The sequence below is a fragment of the Gordonia sp. SL306 genome (assembly GCF_026625785.1).
Lineage (GTDB): Bacteria > Actinomycetota > Actinomycetes > Mycobacteriales > Mycobacteriaceae > Gordonia.
Map to the genome: position 1 here is coordinate 4,896,376 of NZ_CP113063.1, position 21,658 is coordinate 4,918,033.

The 21,658-nt window shown below is 67.1% G+C and carries 17 protein-coding genes; 9 read left to right on the plus strand and 8 right to left on the minus strand.

Annotation, left to right across the window (positions count from 1 at the left end; genetic code table 11):
- The first annotated feature begins 103 nt into the window (after positions 1-103).
- The 6 genes from whiA to ppc all read left to right on the plus strand — a co-directional run bounded on the left by whiA (position 104) and on the right by ppc (position 7,835).
- The gene (whiA, locus tag OVA31_RS22445) at positions 104-1,081 is read left to right on the plus strand and encodes a DNA-binding protein WhiA (RefSeq protein WP_267631659.1); all 978 of its coding nucleotides are present in this window, start codon (positions 104-106) and stop codon (positions 1,079-1,081) included.
- Between the two features lie 147 nt (positions 1,082-1,228).
- A complete protein-coding gene (gene gap, locus OVA31_RS22450; protein WP_164307918.1) occupies positions 1,229-2,245 on the plus strand; it encodes a type I glyceraldehyde-3-phosphate dehydrogenase in 1,017 nt (338 codons plus the stop codon).
- Between the two features lie 35 nt (positions 2,246-2,280).
- Positions 2,281-3,492: a phosphoglycerate kinase gene (locus OVA31_RS22455; RefSeq protein ID WP_267628741.1), complete on the plus strand. Its 1,212-nt coding sequence runs from the start codon at positions 2,281-2,283 to the stop codon at positions 3,490-3,492.
- Positions 3,492-4,283, plus strand: coding sequence for a triose-phosphate isomerase (gene tpiA / locus OVA31_RS22460; RefSeq protein ID WP_267628742.1), 792 nt, complete (start codon positions 3,492-3,494; stop codon positions 4,281-4,283). The genes OVA31_RS22455 and tpiA overlap by 1 nt, the downstream gene beginning before the upstream one ends.
- A gap of 298 nt (positions 4,284-4,581) precedes the next feature.
- Positions 4,582-4,815 (plus strand): preprotein translocase subunit SecG, encoded by a 234-nt coding sequence (secG, locus tag OVA31_RS22465; protein ID WP_164307914.1) that lies wholly within the window; start codon positions 4,582-4,584, stop codon positions 4,813-4,815.
- A gap of 167 nt (positions 4,816-4,982) precedes the next feature.
- A complete protein-coding gene (ppc, locus tag OVA31_RS22470) occupies positions 4,983-7,835 on the plus strand; it encodes a phosphoenolpyruvate carboxylase (protein ID WP_267628743.1) in 2,853 nt (950 codons plus the stop codon).
- Positions 7,836-7,897: 62 nt separating this feature from the next.
- On the opposite strand, the gene OVA31_RS22475 is transcribed toward ppc, so the two are convergent.
- Complete coding sequence (locus tag OVA31_RS22475; protein WP_267628744.1) at positions 7,898-8,596, minus strand: NAD(P)H-dependent oxidoreductase; 699 nt, start codon at positions 8,594-8,596, stop codon at positions 7,898-7,900.
- Between the two features lie 544 nt (positions 8,597-9,140).
- On the opposite strand from OVA31_RS22475, the gene OVA31_RS22480 reads away from it, so the two are divergent.
- Positions 9,141-10,538, plus strand: coding sequence for an MFS transporter (locus OVA31_RS22480; protein ID WP_267628745.1), 1,398 nt, complete (start codon positions 9,141-9,143; stop codon positions 10,536-10,538).
- Positions 10,528-11,748 carry an FAD-dependent monooxygenase gene (locus OVA31_RS22485; protein ID WP_267628746.1) on the plus strand — a complete coding sequence of 407 codons (1,221 nt, stop codon included), beginning with the start codon at positions 10,528-10,530 and terminating at the stop codon, positions 11,746-11,748. The genes OVA31_RS22480 and OVA31_RS22485 overlap by 11 nt, the downstream gene beginning before the upstream one ends.
- Here OVA31_RS22485 and OVA31_RS22490 read toward each other — a convergent pair.
- The 7 genes from OVA31_RS22490 to tkt all read right to left on the minus strand — a co-directional run bounded on the left by OVA31_RS22490 (position 11,745) and on the right by tkt (position 20,330).
- Positions 11,745-12,434 (minus strand): response regulator transcription factor, encoded by a 690-nt coding sequence (locus tag OVA31_RS22490; RefSeq protein WP_267628747.1) that lies wholly within the window; start codon positions 12,432-12,434, stop codon positions 11,745-11,747. The genes OVA31_RS22485 and OVA31_RS22490 overlap by 4 nt on opposite strands.
- Positions 12,431-13,729, minus strand: a complete 1,299-nt coding sequence (locus tag OVA31_RS22495; RefSeq protein WP_267628748.1) for a sensor histidine kinase — start codon at positions 13,727-13,729, stop codon at positions 12,431-12,433. The genes OVA31_RS22490 and OVA31_RS22495 overlap by 4 nt, the downstream gene beginning before the upstream one ends.
- 135 nt (positions 13,730-13,864) lie before the next feature.
- A complete protein-coding gene (pgl, locus tag OVA31_RS22500) occupies positions 13,865-14,596 on the minus strand; it encodes a 6-phosphogluconolactonase (RefSeq protein ID WP_267631660.1) in 732 nt (243 codons plus the stop codon).
- Positions 14,596-15,513: a glucose-6-phosphate dehydrogenase assembly protein OpcA gene (locus OVA31_RS22505; protein WP_267628749.1), complete on the minus strand. Its 918-nt coding sequence runs from the start codon at positions 15,511-15,513 to the stop codon at positions 14,596-14,598. Before OVA31_RS22505 ends, pgl begins: the two co-directional genes overlap by 1 nt.
- Before the next feature lie 22 nt (positions 15,514-15,535).
- Positions 15,536-17,074 (minus strand): glucose-6-phosphate dehydrogenase, encoded by a 1,539-nt coding sequence (gene zwf, locus OVA31_RS22510; RefSeq protein WP_267628750.1) that lies wholly within the window; start codon positions 17,072-17,074, stop codon positions 15,536-15,538.
- A gap of 4 nt (positions 17,075-17,078) precedes the next feature.
- Positions 17,079-18,197 (minus strand): transaldolase, encoded by a 1,119-nt coding sequence (tal, locus tag OVA31_RS22515; protein WP_267628751.1) that lies wholly within the window; start codon positions 18,195-18,197, stop codon positions 17,079-17,081.
- Positions 18,198-18,251: 54 nt separating this feature from the next.
- A complete protein-coding gene (gene tkt / locus OVA31_RS22520) occupies positions 18,252-20,330 on the minus strand; it encodes a transketolase (protein WP_267628752.1) in 2,079 nt (692 codons plus the stop codon).
- A 292-nt stretch (positions 20,331-20,622) separates the two neighbouring features.
- Between tkt and OVA31_RS22525 the strand changes: the two genes are divergently transcribed.
- A complete protein-coding gene (locus OVA31_RS22525; RefSeq protein WP_267628753.1) occupies positions 20,623-21,630 on the plus strand; it encodes a heme o synthase in 1,008 nt (335 codons plus the stop codon).
- Positions 21,631-21,658: the final 28 nt, after the last annotated feature.

Consider the following 21,658-nt stretch of genomic DNA (forward strand, 5'->3'; position numbering starts at 1 on the left):
TCCGCATGCAGTGGCGCGGACGCGACCGGAGCACGGCTCTCGGCGGGACCACGGCGCGACCCGGGACAGGAGGACCGTGACAGGAGGGCAGGGACCGGTGGCGATGACCGCGGCGGTGAAGGATGAGCTTTCGCGACTGACCGTGACCCAGATGAGTGCACGCAAGGCCGAGGTGTCGGCCTTGTTGCGATTCGCGGGAGGCCTGCACATCGTGGCGGGCCGGGTGGTGGTGGAGGCCGAGGTGGATCTCGGCAACGTCGCCCGCCGCCTTCGCCGGGAGATCTTCGACCTCTACGGCTACGGCTCTGACGTCCACGTGCTACGCAGTGGCGGCATCCGCAAGGGCGCGCGCTACATCGTCCGCGTGACCAAGGACGGCGAGGGTCTCGCGCGGCAGACCGGCCTGCTGGATCTGCGCGGACGCCCGGTTCGGGGACTCCCTGCCCAGGTCGTCGGCGGAAGTGTCGCGGATTCGGAAGCCGCCTGGCGCGGTGCGTTTCTCGCCCACGGTTCGCTCACCGAACCCGGACGATCGTCGGCGCTCGAGGTCAGCTGCCCGGGGCCGGAGGCCGCGCTGGCGCTGGTCGGGGCGGCCCGGCGGCTCGGGGTGTCGGCCAAGGCACGTGAGGTGCGTGGGGCCGATCGCGTCGTCATCCGCGACGGTGAGGCCATCGGCGCGCTGCTCACCCGGATGGGTGCCCACGACACGCGGCTGGTGTGGGAGGAGCGTCGGATGCGACGCGAGGTCCGTGCCACCGCAAACAGATTGGCCAACTTCGACGACGCCAACCTCCGGCGTTCGGCGCGTGCCGCCGTCGCGGCGGCGGCACGGGTGGAACGTGCGCTGGACATCCTCGGCGACGAGGTCCCCGACCATCTGATCGCAGCCGGGCAATTGCGCATCACCCACCGTCAGGCCTCACTGGAAGAACTCGGTCAGCTCGCAGAACCACCGATGACCAAAGACGCGGTGGCCGGACGGATCCGTCGTCTGCTGTCGATGGCGGACAAGAAGGCGCGCACCGACGGGATCCCGGACACCGAATCGGCGGTGACGTCCGACCTCCTCGACGAAGCGTGAGGCGGGCGGGCCAATCAACCCCTTAGGTCACCCATCGTGTGGTGTCCTACTAGGCTGAGGTGTGCCGTGGGTACGTTCACCTTCGCCAACACCGACCGCGACCCCGGCCGCAGGGCTCGATGATGAACACCGCTAAGGAGCACAACAGTGACTGTACGGGTAGGCGTCAACGGATTCGGCCGGATCGGCCGCAACTTCTTCCGCGCCATAGAAGCACAGAAGGCTTTGGGAACCACCGACATCGAGATCGTCGCGGTCAATGACCTGACCGACAACGCGACTCTCGCGCACCTGCTCAAGTTCGACTCGATCCTCGGGCGTTTCCCCGAGGAGGTCAGCGTGGACGGCGACTACATCGTCGTCGGAGACAAGCGCATCAAGGCGCTCGAGGTCAAAGAAGGACCCGCCGCCCTCCCGTGGGGTGACCTGGGCGTCGACGTCGTCGTCGAATCAACCGGTATCTTCACCGCCCGCGCGAAGGCGCAGGGCCACCTGGACGCGGGTGCCAAGAAGGTCATCATCTCGGCGCCCGCCAGCGACGAGGACATCACCATCGTCATGGGCGTCAACGACGACAAGTACGACGGCAGCCAGAACATCATCTCGAACGCGTCGTGCACCACGAACTGCCTCGGGCCGTTCGCGAAGGTCCTCAACGACGAGTTCGGCATCGTATCCGGTCTGATGACCACCGTGCACGCCTACACCCAGGACCAGAACCTGCAGGACGGTCCGCACAAGGACCTGCGTCGCGCCCGCGCCGCCGCGATCAACGTGGTCCCCACGTCGACCGGCGCGGCCAAGGCGATCTCGTTGGTCATCCCGGAACTGAAGGGCAAGCTCGACGGCTACGCGCTCCGGGTGCCGATCCCCACCGGCTCGGTCACCGACCTCACCGCGGTCCTCGAGAAGTCCCCGAGTGCCGACGAGGTCAACGCGGCCATGAAGGCTGCCGCCGAGGGCCCGCTCAAGGGCATCCTCAAGTACTACGACGCGCCGATCGTGTCGAGTGACATCGTCACCGACCCGCACTCGTCGCTGTTCGACGCCGGACTCACCAAAGTCATCGGCAACCAGGTCAAGGCCGTCTCCTGGTACGACAACGAGTGGGGCTACTCGAACCGTCTCGTCGACCTCACCGGCCTGGTCGGCAAGTCGCTCTAGTACCTGACCCTCGACAACTCTGGAGCAACGCTGCCATGGGCGTACCCACGCTGAAAGACCTTTTGGAAGAAGGCGTTTCGGGTCGGGGAGTGCTGGTCCGATCGGATTTCAACGTCCCCCTCGACGGGACGACGATCACCGATCCGGGCCGCATCCTGGCCTCACTGCCGACCCTGTCGGCACTGGTCGACGCAGGCGCCAAGGTGATCATCACCGCGCACCTGGGCCGGCCCAAGGGCGAACCCGACCCGAAGTACTCGCTCGCGCCGGTGGCCGAGCGGCTCGGTGCCGAACTCGGACGCAATGTCCAGCTCGCCGGCGATGTGGTCGGTACCGACGCATTGGCCCGCGCCGAAGGGTTGACCGACGGTGACGTCCTGTTGCTGGAGAACGTGCGGTTCGACCCGCGCGAGACCTCCAAGGACGACGCCGAACGGGAATCGCTGGCCAAGGCCCTCGTGGAGCTGGTCGGCGACGACGGTGCATTCGTCTCGGACGGCTTCGGGGTGGTGCACCGCGAGCAGGCCTCGGTGTACGACGTGGCCAAGCTGCTCCCGCACTATGCCGGGAAGCTCGTCGAGGCCGAGGTCGAGGTGTTGTCGAAACTCACCCACGAGGTCGCTCGTCCGTACGCCGTCGTCCTCGGTGGATCGAAGGTCTCGGACAAGCTGGGCGTGATCGAGGCGCTCGCGCCCAAGGTAGACACCCTGGTGATCGGCGGCGGCATGGCATTCACCTTCCTTGCCGCGCAAGGACATCCGGTGGGTACGTCGTTGCTCCAAGAAGATCAGATCGGTGTCTGCAAGGACCTGTTGGACCGGTTCGGTGACGTGATCCGGCTGCCGGTCGACGTGGTGGTGGCCGACAAGTTCGCCGCCGACGCAGAGTCGAAGACGGTTCCGGTCGAGGAGATCCCCGACGGGTGGATGGGCCTGGACATCGGTCCGGAATCGGTCAAGCGGTTCGCCGCGGTGCTCTCCGGTGCCGAGACGGTGTTCTGGAACGGGCCGTCGGGCGTCTTCGAGTTCGAGAAGTTCGCGGCAGGCACGCGGGGCGTCGCGGAGGCCATCGCCGCCACCACCAAGGGCGGGGCATTCACCGTCGTCGGCGGTGGCGACTCGGCCGCCGCGGTACGGACCCTCGGTCTGCCGGACAGCGATTTCTCGCACATCTCGACCGGCGGCGGAGCGTCGTTGGAATACCTGGAGGGCAAGGAACTGCCCGGCCTGAAGGTCTTGGAGAATTGATGGCGGCCAAACGCAAACCGTTGATCGCGGGCAACTGGAAGATGAACCTGAATCATCTCGAGGCGATCGCGCTGGTGCAGAAGATCGCCTTCGCCCTGCCGGCGAAGTACTTCGACAAGGTCGACGTGACGGTCATCCCGCCGTTCACCGACATCCGTAGTGTGCAGACCGTGGTGGACGGCGACAAACTGCTCATCACGTACGGGGCACAGGATTTGTCGGAACACGATTCGGGTGCCTACACCGGCGAGATCAGCGGTACCTTCCTGGCCAAGCTGGGCTGCACGTTCGTTGTCGTCGGGCATTCCGAGCGTCGCACCCTGCACGCCGAGACCGATGAGGTGGTGCTCGCGAAGACCAAGGCGGCGCTGCGGCACGGACTCACGCCGATCGTCTGCATCGGCGAGGGGCTCGAGATCCGCGAGTCGGGCGAGCACGTCGCCTACAACGTGACCCAGCTGAAGGGCTCGCTTGCCGGTCTCAGTGCCGACGAGATCGCCAAGGTCGTCATCGCCTACGAGCCGGTGTGGGCCATCGGAACGGGTCGCGTGGCCAGTGCCGCCGATGCGCAGGAGGTGTGCGGGGCGATCCGCGGCGCGCTCCGCGAGATCGCCGACGACGCCACGGCGGATTCGGTCCGCGTGCTCTACGGCGGATCGGTGAACGCGAAGAATGTCGGCGACATCGTCGGTCAGCAGGATGTCGACGGTGCGCTCGTCGGCGGCGCCTCGTTGAAGTCGGACGAGTTCGCGAGTCTGTCGGCGATCGCCGCAGGCGGACCGCTGCCCTGACCCCACCCAACCGCACCCCCCAACCGCACCCCCCAACCGCACCCACCCACCCACGCCCACCCCGCAGCCGCGACCCTTTCCGTCATCCGCGACGGCAAATCGGGGTCGCGGATGACGGGAACCGTCGCGGCTGCGGGGGCCGGGTGGTGGGGACGGGGTGGGGTGGGTGCGGTTGGGTGGGTGAGGCGTGACGCGTAGACTGTGGCAGGTTGTGCCCATCCATCGGGCGTGACCTGCCATAGTTGCCTTTTGTCGACCGCAAAGGTCGAAGTACCCGACCGAACAGGACTGACTACACGTGAAGCTCGCACTCGACATCGGATTGGTCATCACCAGCGTGCTGATGGTGGTGCTGGTGTTGCTGCACCGCGGCAAGGGCGGCGGTCTGTCATCGCTGTTCGGTGGCGGTGTGCAGTCCAGCCTGTCGGGGTCGAGCGTCGTCGAGCGCAACCTCGACCGCCTGACCGTGTTCGTCGGGCTCATCTGGTTCATCTTCATCATCGGCATCGGCGTCGACATCAAGCTCTCCTGAGCGATCCGCCGACCCCGCCTCGATCAGTCCGGCCCCATGGGCCGGACTGATCCTGTCTGAGGGGTTTTCCGCATCTCACGGCGAGTGCGCCTGCCGTGACGCCTGTCTCTCGGAGCGGATCCCGGTCCGAGATGCCCCCGCCCGTGAATGACGGGATACTGGACGTCATGAGCGAAGCGATCTCGTCTGCCTCGAACACGTCCCGTGGTGCGGCTGCCTGGCGGCCGTCGATCTCCATCGTCGACCACATCTCGGTCGACGACGAGGGCCGAGCGCTCACCGAGCCGTTGCGTGAGGACATCCGCCTGCTCGGCGGGATCCTCGGCGACATGGTTCGCGAGCATTCCGGTACGGAGGTCTTCGATCTCGTCGAGAACGCGCGGGTCGCAGCCTTCCGGATCCGCCGCTCGGAGATCGATCGGGATGTGTTGGCCGACATGTTCACCGATCTGGACATCGGTGTCGCGCTGCCGGTGATCCGCGCGTTCACCAACTTCGCACTGCTGGCGAATCTCGCCGAGGACATCCACCGGGAGCGTCGTCGGACGATTCACGTGCGTGCCGGCGATCCTCCTCAGGACAGCAGTCTCGCCGCCACCTATGCCAAGCTCGCGGCCGCCGGATTGACCGACGAGGAGGTGGGTCGTGCGCTCGCCGACGCCACCGTGGTCCCCGTCATCACCGCCCACCCGACCGAGACGCGCCGCCGAACGATCTTCGAGGCCCAGAACCGCATCACCGAACTGATGCGGTTCCGCGGACGCACCGAGCTGACCACGGACGAGGACGCGGAGGTCACCGAAGGGATTCGGCGGCAGATCCTCACCTTGTGGCAGACCGCGCTGATCCGTCTCGAACGCCTGACCATCCAGGACGAGATCCGTTCCGGCCTGCGCTACTACGACGCCTCGTTCTTCGACGTCGTGCCGAAGATCAACACCAAGGTGCGCGCGGCGTTGCGATCGGCCTATCCCGACGCGGGTCTCGCCGACGACCCGATGATCCGGATGGGTTCGTGGATCGGCGGTGACCGCGACGGCAATCCGTACGTCACCGACGAGATCGTGACGATGGCGACGACCCGCGCCGCGGAGACCGCGGTGGCACACCATCTCGCCGAGCTCGAGCGGCTCGCGGAGGAACTGAGCATGTCCGCGCGGCTGATCAGCTCCACCGACGCGCTCCTCGAACTCGCCGACGTATCCGCCGACGATCCGGCTGCCGACGAACCGTTTCGTGCGGCGCTACGCCACATCCGGTCCCGCCTGGCGGCGACCGCGAACACCATGTTCGACACCGAGTTCCTGTCATCGAGTGACCTGTTCCTGGTCGACGGCCGCAGTCCCTACGGCTGCGCCGACGACCTGCTCGGCGATCTCGACATCATCGACGTGGCACTGCGGGACAACCACGACGACACCATCGCCGACGACCGCCTGTCGCGGCTGAGGGAGAGCGTTCGGACCTTCGGTTTCAACCTCTCCGGCCTTGACATGCGGCAGAACTCGGACATGCACGAGGAGGTCATCGCCGAACTGCTGGCGTGGGCGGGCGTGCACCCCGACTACCTGTCGCTGGGCGAGGCGGACCGCGTCGAGATCCTGTCGAAGGAACTGGCGGCACGACGCCCGTTGACGAGGCCCGACGCCGCGCTGAGTGACCTCGCCACCAAAGAACTGAACATCGTCCGCGCGGCGGCGGGGGCGGTCGAGAAATTCGGCCCGCAGGCCGTGCCGAACTACGTCATCAGCATGTGCACCTCGGTCAGCGACATGCTCGAACCGATGATCCTGCTCAAGGAGGCGGGACTGATCGACATCGACCCGGAGAGCGGGAAGCTGACGTCGACGGTGCGGGTGGTCCCGTTGTTCGAGACCATCGAGGACCTCCAGCAGGGTGCGGAGACGCTGTTGGCGGCGTTGGACATCCCGCTCTATCGCGATCTCGTCGAGGGACAGTCGGGCATGCAGGAGGTGATGCTCGGTTACTCCGACTCGAACAAGGACGGCGGCTACATGGCCGCGAACTGGGCGCTTTACCGGGGCGAACTCGACCTGGTGGAGGCGGCCAAGAAGGCCGGCATCCGGTTGCGTCTGTTCCACGGTCGGGGCGGCACCGTCGGGCGTGGCGGCGGGCCGAGCTACGACGCCATCCTGGCGCAACCGCCCGGTGCGGTGCAGGGCTCGCTGCGGATCACCGAGCAGGGCGAGATCATCGCCGCCAAGTATGCGGAACCGGTTCTGGCCCAACGTAACCTGGAGACCTTGTTGGCCGCGACGATCGAGTCCTCGCTGCTCGACGTCGAGGGACTCGGCGACGACTCCGAAGGTGCGTACCGCAACATGGACGAGATCGCCGCATTGGCGCGCTCGGCCTACAGTGAACTCGTCCACGAGACACCGGGCTTCGTCGAATACTTCACCACCTCGACCCCGCTGTCGGAGATCGGCGCACTCAACATCGGCAGTCGTCCGGCGTCGCGTAAACAGACCGAGAAGATCTCGGACCTGCGAGCCATCCCGTGGGTGCTGTCATGGACGCAGTCGCGGGTGATGTTGCCCGGCTGGTACGGCACGGGTTCGGCCTTCGGGCAGTGGGTCGGCGACGACGAACAGCGACTCGAGACGCTGCGCCGCTACTACGAGGAATGGCCGTTCTTCCGGACCGTGATGTCCAACATGGCGCAGGTGCTCGCGAAGTCGGACATGGGTCTGGCCCATCGCTACGCGCAGCTGGTTCCCGATGAGACGTTGCGGGACACCGTGTTCGGCATGATCGTCGACGAACACGAGCGCACCATCGAGATGTACGCGAAGATCACCGGCACCGACGACCTGCTCACCGACAACGCCGCCCTGAAGCGTTCGGTCTACAACCGGTTCCCGTACCTCGAGCCGCTCAACATGCTCCAGGTGGAGCTCCTGCGTCGGTTCCGCGCAGGCGAGGACTCACCGGCGGTGCGCCGCGGTATCCAGCTCACCATGAACGGTCTGGCGACGGCGTTGCGGAACTCGGGGTAGCGCCGGCTTCCCGCCGACAGCAACCGGTTTCGCGTCGAGAGCACCCCGCAACCGAGTCGAGATCACCGGTGACGGTGGGCCCTGGTGTCGGAAGCGCCGGGGGACACGTGGGGTAGCAAGCGGATCGAATGGTCGTAGTACTGCTCGTCGAGCGGGAGATACGGAATCGGATCCTCGTCGCGGAGTCTGACGAGACGATCGGTGAGATCGACCTCGATCTCACCGATCGTCGACTCGTCGACATCGCGGGCGCGGGTGACGAGATGTGGTCGCAGCGCCTCCATGCCGCTGTACCAGAGTGTCCCGTGCAACGTGGTCCAGAGCACGTCCTCGATGTCTCCGCTGATCCCACGTGGTCCGAGGCTCCCCGGGCGATCGCCCGCGGTGACGATCGTCAGTGCGCGTCGCCCGACGAGTCCGCCGTCACCGTATTTGCGGGCGCGGCCGGTCTCCGTCGCGATCACGTCGTAGGCGAATCCGCGTTCGAAGACCCGGTCCACCCATCCCTTCATGATCGCGGGCATCCCGTACCACCAGAGCGGGAACTGGAGGACGACGAGATCGGCGGCACAGAGCTTGGCCTGCTCGGTCTCCACGTCTTTGCCGCCCTCGTCGCGAAGAACGGGGTCCCAGTTCATCGCGTAGAGGTCGGACTGGCTTACCTCCCAGCCATTTTCGCGCAGCGCACGCACTCCGACGTCACGGAGGTGGCCACTGAGGGATTCGGAGTCGGGGTGTGCCAGGACCCAGAGCGCTCTCATGTCGATGACAACGCCATCGGCGGCCCGCGGCATTCCGTCGATCCAAGGTGCCGCGACGTCGCGCGCTCAGGATCGGCGGACGCTGCCCGACCCGGTAACCAGCCCGCCCCGTGCACTTCGTCCGCGGTGGTGGTGCCGATCGACCGGGTGTCGAAGTAGCCGCCGATTTCGAGATCGTCGAGAAGCGTGCGGCGGCTTCTCTTCTGACACGGGTCAGCGTTGTGGCGCTGGATCCGATGATCCGCACCGGGTGGCCGAACCGGGTAGCGACCTGGATTCTCTGATTGTCAAGTTCTTCAACGTCGTACGCGATGTCCTGATGCGGAGAGCGCAGCCTTCCCCGTCGGCCGGGGGAGTGGTCGTGTCACGGCCTGTGGTGCGGAGGCACCAGGACAGGTCAATCGCTGGTCCGCTTGCATCAGTGGAAAGACAGTGTCGCGGAACGATGCCGGGCGGCGCGTCGGAAGGGAGTGTTGGAGGCGCATGAAATCGAGCGAACTCCCACCTGAGGACGTGCTCGCCACCAACGATGAGAAGGACGTCCATGTCCGAAACCCTGGTTTCGCCGGCCCGCATCGGCAAACTGTCGATCGGCGCCCTCGGCATCCTGGCACTCGCCCTCGGCACCTTGCAGTCAGTGGTGGAGCCTGCGCTCCCCTTGCTGCAACGTGAGCTGGGGGTCAGTCCTGCCGAAGGGGCGTTGATCGCCAACACATTGCTCATCACCGGTGCGGTCGTCGCACCCGTCGCAGGCAAACTCGGCGACCGGTACGGCGGTAGGCGGGTGTTGGTCTGGCTGATGGCCGTGGTGTCGGCGGGTGGTCTGTTGGCAGGCCTGGCGCCGAACCTTCCGGTGTTGTTGCTCGGGCAGGTGTTGCAAGGTGTCATGGTGGGTGCCCTGCCCCTCTCCTTCATCCTGGTGCGCAAACATCTCCGGACAGGAGAGACGCAGGTGGCGATCGGGGTGGTCGTCGCGCTGTTCACGGGCGGTGGCATCGTGGGGACATTGCTTGCCGGGCCGATCGCCGAAGCACTGTCCTGGCATTGGATGTTCGCCTTGCCGACGATCGCGATCATCGCGGCGACGCTGGTCGTGGCTCGGCTGATGCCGCACGATCCGCCGATCGAATCGGACAGCAGGATCGATTGGCCCGGCGTGGCTTTACTGAGCGGCTCGTTGCTCGCGCTCATGCTCGGGCTCGTGACAGTGACGAGCGGCAACCTCCCGCCGGTAGCGGTCGGTGCCGTCGCGGTGGTCGTTGCCGCCCTCGCGACCGGATGGGTCGTCGTCGAGCGTCGGGCAGCCTCGCCGATGGTCGATCTGCGGATGTTGGCAAAGCCTGCGATGCGGAACGCGTTCATGCTCACCTTCGTCATCACCGCCAGTTCGGGGATGGTGCTCTTTCTGCTTCCGCAGCTGTTCGCGGTTTCGGCAGACGGGTACGGCTTCGCTGCCGGCACCACCGCGATCGGACTGTTCCTGCTGCCCGGCGCCATCGCCGGGGCGGTGAGCGACTCGATCGGCGGGGTCGCGGCGCGGCGCTTCGGTCCGCGGGCCGTGGTCGTCGTGGGCGCCGTTGTCACGGTGGCAACGATGTTCGCCCTGGTGTCGCTGCACTCGGCGGCGTGGCAGCTCGTCCTCGCGAAGATGCTGACGGCGTTCGCCGCGGGCGTCGCCACCACGGCGTTGCTTGCCGGTACCGCCACCGCCGTCGAGACCCGGGACACCGGCATCGCCACCAGCCTGCTCGTGGTGACACGGGTGATCGGTGTCGCCCTGGGCGCCCAGGTCGGCGGCGCGATCCTGGCGGCCGGGGCCGACTCGATGGGCCGGCCGACCGAATCGTCCTTTGTCACAGGTTTCGCCATCGCCGGCCTCATCGCCGCGTCGGCACTGCTCGTTGTCCGCATCACGAAAAGGGAGTCCAGTCATGACATCTAGCGGTCAGTCCATGGATGTGGGCGCCACCGCGAAGCGCACGGTTCTGATCTCCGGGGCCAGTATCGCCGGGCCTGCGCTGGCATATTGGCTGCATCGGTCCGGATTCGCGGTCACGGTGGTCGAAAAGGCAGGCACACTGCGCGGCGGTGGCTACCCGATCGACCTCCGCGGGACCGCGATCGAGGTGGTCCGACGAATGGGGATACTGCCGCAACTGCAGGACGCGCACATCGACTTGCGGCGCTTCACATTCCTCGATGCGGACGGTGGGCAAGTGGCCTCGATCGCCGCACGCACCGATTCCGACGATGTCGGAGGACAGGACCTCGAGGTGCGTCGCGGTGATCTGGCCGCGATCCTCTATGCGATGATTCGCGACCATGTGGAATTCCTGTTCGACGACTCGATCGACACCCTCGACCAGTCCGAACAGGGCGTCGATGTCACCTTCCACAGCGGGCAACGGCGCACGGTCGACCTGGTGATCGGTGCCGACGGCATGCACTCACATACCCGGGAGTCGGTATTCGGCGCCGAAGCAGAGTTCCACCGCTACCTCGGCTACTGCTTCACCATCTTCACCATGCCGAACACCTTCGGACTCTCCCGCGAGGTCGTGTTGTGGAACACCCCGGGGAAAGCAGCTGCCCTCTACGCCGTCGGGGACAACGACGACGAGCTGCACGCTTTTCTGAACTTTCATCGACCGGAACCGCCGTTCGGTGACCACCGGAACAGCGATGCCCAACGGGATCTGGTCGCCACGGTCTTTGCCGACGCGGGTTGGGAAGTCCCCGGCATGGTCAGCGCGATGCGCGACGCGGATGACCTGTTCTTTGACACGGCAGGTCAGATCCGCATGCCGCGCTGGTCCAGTGGCCGCGTTGCGCTTGTCGGCGATGCCGCTTATGCGCCCTCTTTTCTCACCGGGCAAGGCTCGAGCCTTGCGTTGGTCGGTGCGTACATGCTGGCTGACGCCCTGGCCACGAACCCGGACCACTCGGCGGCCTTCGCCGCCTACGAATATCACCTCCGCGAGTTCGTGACCATGAACCAGGCACTGGTCGACAACGGTGAGGCGACGCTCTTCCCGACCACAGCGCGAGCCCTGGAGCAACGCAACACCATGCTGCGTGACCTCGTCAGCATGCCTGCCGCGACAGCACGACCGGCGCACTCAGCCCTTGCGCTGCCCCGGATATCGGACTAGCGGCGGTCGGTATCCCCGTCGGGGGCGGCGTGGACAAGGCCCGTCCGGTAAGCGATGACGACGAGTTGCGCCCGGTCGCGAGCCTCCAGCTTTGTCATGGCGCGCTGGACGTGTGTGCGAACAGTGAAGGGGCTGACGAACATCCGCGTCGCGATATCTTGGTTGGACAGGCCGGTTGCGACCAGAGCCACCATCTCGCGTTCGCGCGGTGTGAGCGCGGCGAGCTGTTCGGGGTGGGACGCCGGGGCGGCGTCCGGAGTGGCCAGGAAACGGGCGACCAGAGAGCGGGTCGCGGCGGGGGAGAGAAGAGTGTCGCCGTCGGCGATCGTACGCACGGCTTCCAGCAGTTCGTCGGCCCCGATGCCCTTGCCGATGAAGCCACCGGCCCCCGCACGCAACGCCTGAGCGACGTACTCGTCCGTCTCGTAGGTGGTGAGGATCAGGATGCGGGTGGCACGTAGTTCGTCGTCCGCACAGATCTCCGCGGTGGCGGCGAGACCGTCCACCTCGGGCATCCGAATGTCCATGATCACCACGTCCGGGCGCAGCTCGCGGGTCAGCCTCACGGCCTCCCTGCCGTCGCCGGCCTCGCCGACCACGGAGATGTCGTCGGCGCTGTCGAGAAGCATGCGGAAGGCGTCGCGCAGAAGGGCCTGATCGTCGGCAAGTAGCACCCGGAGCGTCACGGCGGATCACCGGCCACTGCGTCGCCCGCCCCCTCCTCGACGGTTGTGGTTGCTCCGTCAGTCCTCCCCGTCGGATCCGTGGCAGGTGGGAGGGGTAGCTGTGTAGAGACGAGGAAGCCGCCCTCCGGGCGCGTGCCTGCGGAGAGTTGGCCCCCGACCGCGGTAGCACGTTCACGTAACCCGATCAGACCGTAACCGGGCGGGCGGACCGTCCCCCTCGGCGCACCCGGTCCGGCGGCGGGCGCCGCCGGACCTGCAGCCCCTCCGTCGTCGGTGACGGTGATCGTCACGCGAACGCTGTTCCAGACGAGACGGACCTGGGCGCGCCCGGTATCGGCGTGTTTGGTCACGTTGGTCAGGGCCTCCTGGATGATGCGGTAGGCGGTGAGGTCGGCTGCCGGTGACAGCGGCCTGACCGCGCCCTCCTCGTGCACCGACACCTCCAGACCCGCGCGGCGGAAGGACTCGAGGAGTGAGGGAAGTCGGAAGAGCCCGGGCGCCGGTTCTGCGGTCGCGTCCGCATCTCCGGATTGACGCAGCAGACCGACCGTCGCCCGCAGTTCGTCGAGCGCATGACCGGTGGTCTCGACGAGCTGATCCAGGCTCTTGCGGGACTGCTCCGGGCGGACGTCGAAGAGGTGGGCGGCGACCGTGGCCTGCGCATTGGCCAGGGTGATCTGATGGGCCACCAGGTCGTGCAGTTCCCGGGCGATGCGCACGCGTTCCTCGGCAACTCGCCGCCGCGCCTCAGTGTCGCGGCTCTGCTCCGCCCGTCGGGCACGCTCCTCCACGGCCGCCAGGTAGGCCCGTCGATTCTGAACCGAGTGGCCGAGAACACCGGCCATCAGCGGGAACGCCGCCACCGCCCCCATCCGGCTCGCGTCCTGCCAGGAGAGTCCCCCGGACCACGGGATGGAAGCGACCAGCAGCACCGTGGCGCTGAGCGATACCGCGCTTGCCGCGCGCCGTTCGGTGCGCGCGGTGCACGCGTAGGTATAGGCGGTGATCACGGCAGGGGCCACGATGGGCGGGCTCAGCAGGAGTCCCAAGGGCTGCACCAGGACGCCGCACACGGTCGTGGCCACCAGGGCCGGAAAAGGCGCCCGGTGCCGCATCGGCAACACGGCGCAGGACACCACCGCGATGGCGTAGGCGGCGGCGGACGGCGGTGACAGCGTGTCGTCGACCTGCACGACACCGCCGAGCAAGCAGAACACGAATGCCGTCGCCGTGATCGCGCCCTCCCGCCACCACATGCTGCGTGGTCGCGGCCCGGTGCCACCGGTCTCGGTCATCGCGGGCTCAGTGCCTCACCCTCGATATCCACATTCGGCAACACACGGTTCAGGGTACGGGGCAGGCACCACGCCATGCTCGACCTCGCTCTTCTCCCGGTCCGGGTGTATTGCGTCGTGCGCGGTGTCGCACGCTCAGAGGTTCGCAGCCGCCGCCCGGTCCAGGAACCAGACGGTCTCATCGGTGCCATGGGCTCCCGCGCACGGCCAGTCGGCGGCGCTCGCACCGGTGTGGGCAGCGGCGACGGCCTCGGCCTTGTCGTCGCCCGCAACCAGGAACCAGACGGCCTTGCTGCGGTTGACCACCGGCAGCGTGAGGGTGATCCGTCGCGGTGGAGGCTTCGGCGATTCCTCCACGGCGACAACGGTCTTCTCGGTCTCCGCGGTGGCCGCCGTGTGTGGGAAGAGGGAATTGATGTGGCCTTCTCCGCCCATGCCCAACAGGTGGAGGTCGAAATGCGGCACCTGGCCCGTGCCCACGTGTCCGAGCACCGTCGCATAGGCGGCAGCCGCCGCCTCGATGTCGTCGCCGAACTCACCGTCGGATGCGGCCATGGGATGGATCCGATCCGGATCCACCGGAACGTGGTCGAGCAGGGCGTCGCGCGCCTGCCCGTGATTGCGTTCCGGATCGTCGGCGGGAACGAAACGGTCGTCGCCCCAGAACAATTCCACCCGCGACCAGTCGATGTCGCCGCTGTCCGCCGCCAGGGCACGCAGGATCGCGATGCCGTTGCTGCCGCCGGTCAGGACCACGGACGCGACTCCGCGTTCGGTCTGCGCGCGCGTCACCAGGTCGACGAATCGGTTCGCGGCCGTCGCGACGAGGTCGTTCTTGTCGTCGAACACCAGGGTTTCCGGGATCATCACGCCACCACCTCGCTGAAATCGACATCGGCCACGCCGCGCAGTGCCTCCTCGTACACCTCGTCGACGTCGAGACGACGGAGTTCCTCGACGAGGAGTTGGGGGAGATCCCGCCTCGTCATCGCGACGCGACCGTCCGGCTTGCCCGGCTGGGACAGCACGGCGTTGCGGTTCTCGTCGATCGCGAGCACGGTCGGTCCGTCGTCGCGCACCAGCCGCACCTCGAAGCTGCCGGTCCGGCGCCGGGTCGGCACCTGCAATGCCGACTGCAGCCAGCCCGCGAGCAGGTCGACACCGGGGGAGTCGAACGGGCCGGTGACCTCTGCGGAGAGGACCGGCGTGTGCGGCGGCCGGCCGAGCGCCGAGGCGAGCAGTCCACGCCAGTGCGTGATCTGCGTCCAGGCGAGGTCGGAGTCACCCGGTGCGTAGGTGGCGAGGCGGCGGGCCAGTACCGATTCCGGGTGGTCGGACCTGGATGCGTCCAGGATGCGCCTGCGGCCCAGAGTTCCCATCGGGTCTGCGATGGGGTCCTCCGGCGCGTTGCCCGGCCACCACGTGACGACCGGCGTGTCCGGGAGCAGGAAAGGAGTGACGACCGAACGCGGGTGGTCCGCGAGATCCCCTTCGAGGGTCAGGACTACGACCTCCGAGGCGCCCGCATCGCCGCCGACGCGGATCTCCGCATCGAGCCGGGACTCGGCATCGCGGTCGCCACGGGAGACCACGATCACCCGGCTGGGATGCTCGCGGCTGGCCCCGATGGCCGCCTCGATCGCGCCCTCGGTCGGTTCGTTGTGCTCGGCACACACGACCAGCGTGAGGACGCGACCGAGACTGATCGCCCCGCCCGATTCACGCAGGGCCACGATCTTCTTGGCCACCTCGTTGGTGGAGGTGTCCGGTAACTCGACAATCATCGTGCGCCATCCAATCCGATGATCAGGGGCGTCGCCATGCTCGCCCGACCCTGGACATCATGTCGTCCGCCGACGCCGGACCCCAGGTGCCCGACTCGTAGGTGTCGGGCTTGCCGCTCGACACCCAGGCCTCGATCACCGGATCGAGGATCTTCCACGACAATTCGACCTCTTCGTTCACCGGGAAGAGTGACGGCTCGCCCAGCAGCACGTCGAGGATCAGACGCTCATAGGCCTCCGGTGACGCCTCGGTGAATGCGGTGCCGTAACTGAAGTCCATGTTGACGTCCCGGACCTCCATGCTGGAGCCGGGGACCTTGGACCCGAACCGCAGCGTGATGCCCTCGTCCGGCTGAACCCGGATGACGAGCACGTTCTGACTGAGTTCCTCGGTCATCGTCTTGTCGAACGGGAGGTGCGGGGCACGCCGGAAGACCAGCGCGATCTCGGTCACCCTGCGGCCCAATCGCTTTCCGGTGCGCAGGTAGAACGGGACACCGGCCCATCGGCGGGAGTCGACCTCGAGTGCGATCGCCGCATAGGTCTCGGTGATCGAGTTCTTGGAGAATCCCTCCTCCTCGAGTAGGCCGGGCACCTTCTGGCTGCCCTGCCAGCCCGGTCCGTACTGACCGCGCGCGGTGTTCTCGTCGTGCGGGAGGATGTTGCGCGTGGCGGCGAGCACCTTGATCTTCTCGGCCTGGAGTTGCTTGGGCTCGAACGAGATCGGCTCCTCCATCGCGATGAGTGCCATCAGCTGTAGGAGATGATTCTGGATGACGTCACGCGCGGCGCCGATCCCGTCGTAGTATCCGGCCCGGCCGCCGAGGCCGATGTCCTCGGCCATGGTGATCTGCACGTGGTCGACGTAGTGGGAGCTCCACAGCGGATCGAACAGCTGGTTGGCAAAGCGTAGCGCCAGGATGTTCTGGACCGTCTCCTTGCCCAGATAGTGGTCGATGCGGAACACCGACGACTCCGGGAACACGCTGTTGACGATCCCGTTGAGCTCCTTGGCCGACTCCAGGTCATGCCCGAACGGCTTCTCGATGACGACTCGTCGCCAGCTGTCGCCCTCCTCGGTGGCGAGGCCGCTGCGCTGCAGCTGCTCGCACACGGTCGGGAACGCCTTGGGCGGGATCGACAGGTAGAACGCGTAGTTGCCGTCGGTGCCACGTTCCTTGTCGAGCCCGTGCAGGGTGTCCTTGAGCCGGGCGAACGCGTCGTCGTCGTCGAAGGAGCCGGACACGAAGCGGAACCCCTCGGCGAGGCGTTCCCACACCTCTTCGCGGAAGCCGGTCCGCGCATGGTCACGGACCGCATCGTGCACCACCTTCGCGAAATCTTCGTCGTCCCAGTCCCGTCGGGCGAAGCCGACCAGAGCGAACGACGGCGGCAGGAGACCGCGATTGGCGAGGTCGTAGACCGCAGGCATCAACTTCTTGCGCGCGAGATCACCGGTGACACCGAAGATGATCAGGCTGCTGGGGCCCGCGATCCGGGGGAGTCGCTTGTCCCGGGGTTCACGGAGGGGATTGGTCCAGGCCGAGCCGCTCGCGGGCAACGGGTCAGCCCTTCGCCGCAGCCAGTTGTTCGGCGGTCGCGGTGAGGAGTTCGTTCCACGCGTCCTCGAACTTGCCGACACCCTCGTCCTCGAGCACCGCGAAAACATCGGCGACATCCACGCCGAGAGCCGCGATCTTGTCGAAGACCTCCTGCGACTCCTGCGCCAGACCGATGATCGATCCGGTGTTCACCCAGCCGTGGTCGGCGAAGGCGTCCATCGTCTTGCCCGGCATGGTGTTGACCGTGTTGGGGGCGACGAGCTCGCTGACGTAGAGGGTGTCGGGATAGTCGGGGTTCTTCACGCCGGTCGAGGCCCACAGCGCACGCTGAGGTCGGGCGCCCTGGGCGAGCAGGTCGGGGAATCGGGACTCGACCTCGAAGACCTCCTGATACGCCTGATACGCCAGGCGGGCATTGGCCAGCGCGGCCTTGCCCTTCAGCTCGTCGGCCGCGGGGGTCCCGATCGCGTCGAGACGCTTGTCGATCTCGGTGTCGACGCGGGAGACGAAGAACGACGCGACCGAATGGATCGTCGACAGGTCGTGACCGGCCTGCGCGGCGGCGTCGAGCCCGTCGAGGTAGGCGTCCATCACGCCCTTGTAGCGCTCCACCGAGAAGATCAGGGTCACGTTGACACTGATGCCCTCGGCCAGGGTCCGGGTGATGGCCGGCAGGCCCGCCTTGGTGGCCGGGATCTTGATCAGCAGGTTCGGCCGGTCGACGATCTTCCACAGCTCGATGGCCTGGGCGACGGTGGCGTCGGTGTCGTGGGCCAGTCGCGGATCGACCTCGATGGATACGCGCCCGTCCACCCCGTCCGATTGTTCGTAGACGGGGTGCAGCACGTCACATGCATTGCGGACGTCGTCGGTGGTGACGGTGCGGATGGTCGCGTCCACGTCGGCCCCGCGCGCGGCGAGCTCGGTCACCTGGGCGTCGTAGCTGGTGCCCTTGGACAGCGCGGCCTGGAAGATCGACGGGTTGGTGGTCACACCGACCACCGACTTGGTGGCGGTCAGTCCGGCGAGGTCGCCGGAGCTGATCAGGTCACGGGACAGGTCGTCGAGCCACACCGATACCCCGGCGGCGGACAGCTCGGCGAGCTTTTCGTTCTGGGTCACGATTCTCTCCTCTGACTCATGGCCGGGTCGCGGCCAATTGTGTTGTGCCCTCGGCTATGTGGTGACGGCTCGCTGCGCAGCGGCGATGACCGCCTCGGTGGTGATGCCGAACTGCTCGTAGAGCACCTGGTAGTCGGCGGATGCCCCGAAGTGGTCGAGCGACACGATCTCGCCGCCCGCCCCGACGATTCGGTACCACGGCATCGCGATGCCGGCCTCGACCGAGACGCGCGGGACCGTGGGCGGCAGCACCGCGTCGCGGTACCCCTGCGGCTGCTCGTCGAACCATTCGACGCATGGCATGGAGACGACACGCGCCGCGATGCCCTTGTCCTTCAATACCTTCTGGGCCTCGACCGCGAACTGGACCTCGGAGCCGGTCCCGATGATGACCACCTCGGGATCGCCCTCGGGATCACTGAGTACGTATCCGCCCTGGGCGACGCCCGCGGCGCTGGTGCCCTCGAGGATCGGCACGTTCTGCCGGGTCAGGGCGAGTCCGACCGGATGGTTGCGCCTGCCCAACAGTGTCTGCCAGGCGAAGGCGGTCTCATTCGCGTCGGCGGGACGGACCACATCGAGATGCGGGATCGCCCGCAGCGCGGCGAGATGTTCGACCGGCTGGTGCGTCGGGCCGTCCTCGCCCAGGCCGATGGAGTCGTGGGTCCACACGTAGATCGGGTCGATCTCCATCAGCGACGCCAGGCGCACCGCAGGGCGCATGTAGTCGGCGAACTGGAGGAAGGTGCCGCCGTACGCGCGGGTCGGTCCGTGCAACGCGATGCCCGACAGGATCGAGCCCATCGCATGCTCGCGGATGCCGAAGTGCAGCGTGCGACCGTAGGGGTTCGCGGACCATTTCTTGGTGCTGATCGACGTCGGCCCGAACGATGCCGCGCCGTCCATGGTGGTGTTGTTGCTGCCGGCGAGATCGGCCGAGCCGCCCCACAGTTCGGGCAGCACGGGGCTCAATGCGGAGAGCACCTTGCCCGATGCGGCGCGGGTGGCGACGGCTTTGTCGCCGGGCGTCCAGGACGGCAGCGCGTCGGTCCAGCCCTCGGGCAGTTCGTGGGCCTGCAGACGGTCGAAGAGGGCCTTGGTCTCAGGATTTGCCGTCGCCCAGGTGTCGAAGCCCTTCGACCACTCGGCCTTGGCCGCGGTGCCCCGCTCGAGAAGCGTGCGGGTGTGGTTGATCACCTCGTCGGAGACGTCGAAGTTCTTCTCGGGGTCGAAACCGAGGATCTTCTTGGTCTCGGCCACCTCGTCGTCGCCGAGCGCCGATCCGTGGGCGGCGCCGGTGTTCATCTTGGTCGGTGCCGGGTAGCCGATGATCGTGCGCAGACAGATGATCGACGGCTTGTCGGTCACCGCCTTGGCGGCCGCGATCGCCGCCTCGATGGCCACCACGTCCTCGCCGCCCTCGACGGTCTGCACGTGCCAGCCGTAGGCCTCGTAGCGCTTCGCCACATCCTCGGACAGCGCGATGTCGGTGTCGTCCTCGATCGAGATCTGGTTCTGGTCGTAGAACACGATGAGGTTGCCGAGCTGTTGGGTCCCGGCAAGTGACGACGCCTCGGAGGTGACGCCCTCCTCGATGTCGCCGTCGGAGGCGATCGCGTAGATGAAATGGTCGAACGGGCTGGCGCCGGGCGCGGCGTCCGGGTCGAACAGTCCGCGCTCGTAGCGCGACGCCATGCTCATGCCGACCGCGGACGCGAGGCCCTGTCCGAGCGGCCCGGTGGTGATCTCCACACCCTTGGTGTGGCGGAACTCGGGGTGACCCGGGGTCAGTGAGCCCCAGGTTCGCAGTGCCTCGATGTCGGGCAACTCGAGACCGAACCCACCGAGGTACAGCTGGATGTAGAGGGTGAGGCTGGAGTGTCCGCAGGAGAGGACGAATCGGTCGCGTCCGACCCATCCGGTATCCGCGGGATCGTGGCGCATCACGCGCTGGAACAGGGTGTAGGCGAGCGGGGCAAGGCTCATCGCCGTGCCCGGATGGCCGCTACCGCATTTCTGTACCGCGTCGGCGGCCAGCACGCGGGCGGTGTCGACCGCGCGGGTGTCCACCTCGGTCCAGTCGTCGGGGTGGGCCGGCTGGGTCAATGCGCGGATGTCGTCTGTGAGCGCCACGGTCGTGCTGTCTCCTGTGCAGGTCGGTGCGAATACGGTCGCAAGTCCTCGGTTGTACAAGTTCACGGTGTGTGCGTGCGGGCCGCCCGAGAGTTCGGCAGCTACCGCTCCAGACTAATCTGCTGAACCTTCGCGTGCTCCGGCGAGTGACGCGAAACCCTCGACCGGGGCTTCCCGTCGAGGTCGTCCGGCCCCGACGGACTCGATTATTCGATCGTCGATACCACCGTCTACCATGCTCTGTAGTAGCCCTGGTCGTGGAGCAACACCTCGGGGCAGACGAGGAGAGGCCGTGAGGATTGGGGAGCGCGTGAGCGGAGATCTGTCCACCGCATCCCGCGGTAGCCAGGGGGCCTCCACCGCGCAGAACCCGTCGTCGGAGCGCTCCGACGAGTCGATTCTCTCCCGGGCCAAGGCGGCCCTCCTCGCGTACGTCGCACTGACCAAACCGCGTGTGATCGAACTGCTGCTGGTGGCCACCATCCCGGTGATGCTCCAGGCAGATCGCGGCCACGTCGACATCGCGTTGATCGCTTTCACCCTGCTCGGCGGCTGGCTCGGGGCGGGCAGCGCCAACACACTCAACATGGTCGCCGACGCCGACATCGATCAGAAGATGAAGCGCACGGCACGCAGACCGCTGGCACGTCACGCCGTCTCCACGCGTAATGCGCTGATCTTCGGCATCGCCCTGTGGATCGGGTCCTTTGCCGTCCTGTGGTGGGCGGCCAACCTCCTGAGCGCCCTCCTGGTGACCGCGACCATCGCGTTCTATGTGGGCGTCTACACGCTGATCCTCAAGCGCCGCACCTGGCAGAACGTGGTGTGGGGCGGCGCAGCCGGATGCATGCCGACCCTGGTCGGCTGGGCCGCGGTGACCGGGAGCATCAGCTGGCAGCCGATCGTGCTGTTCCTGGTGATCTTCTTCTGGACGCCACCACACACGTGGGCCCTGGCGATGCGCTACAAGGAGGACTACCGGGCAGCCGGAGTGCCGATGCTGCCGGTGATCGCCACCGAGGAGCGGGTGACCCGCCAGATGCTCTGGTACACCTGGGCGACCGTGCTCTCGTCCCTGGTGCTCATCCTCGGGACCAGCTGGATCTACGCGGGCGTCGCCGTTCTCGCCGGTGCCTGGTTCACCAGCCGCGTGCAGCGCCTGTACCGCGAGACCCGCGCAGGCGCCGAGGTGGCGCCGCTGAAGGTCTTCCTGCAGTCGAACGAATACCTGGCGATCCTGTTCTGTGGCCTGGCCATCGATGCCGTGGTCAATCTGCCGCTGATCACCAGCTACTTCTGACCCCTGGCTCACGCGCCGAGGGCAACCG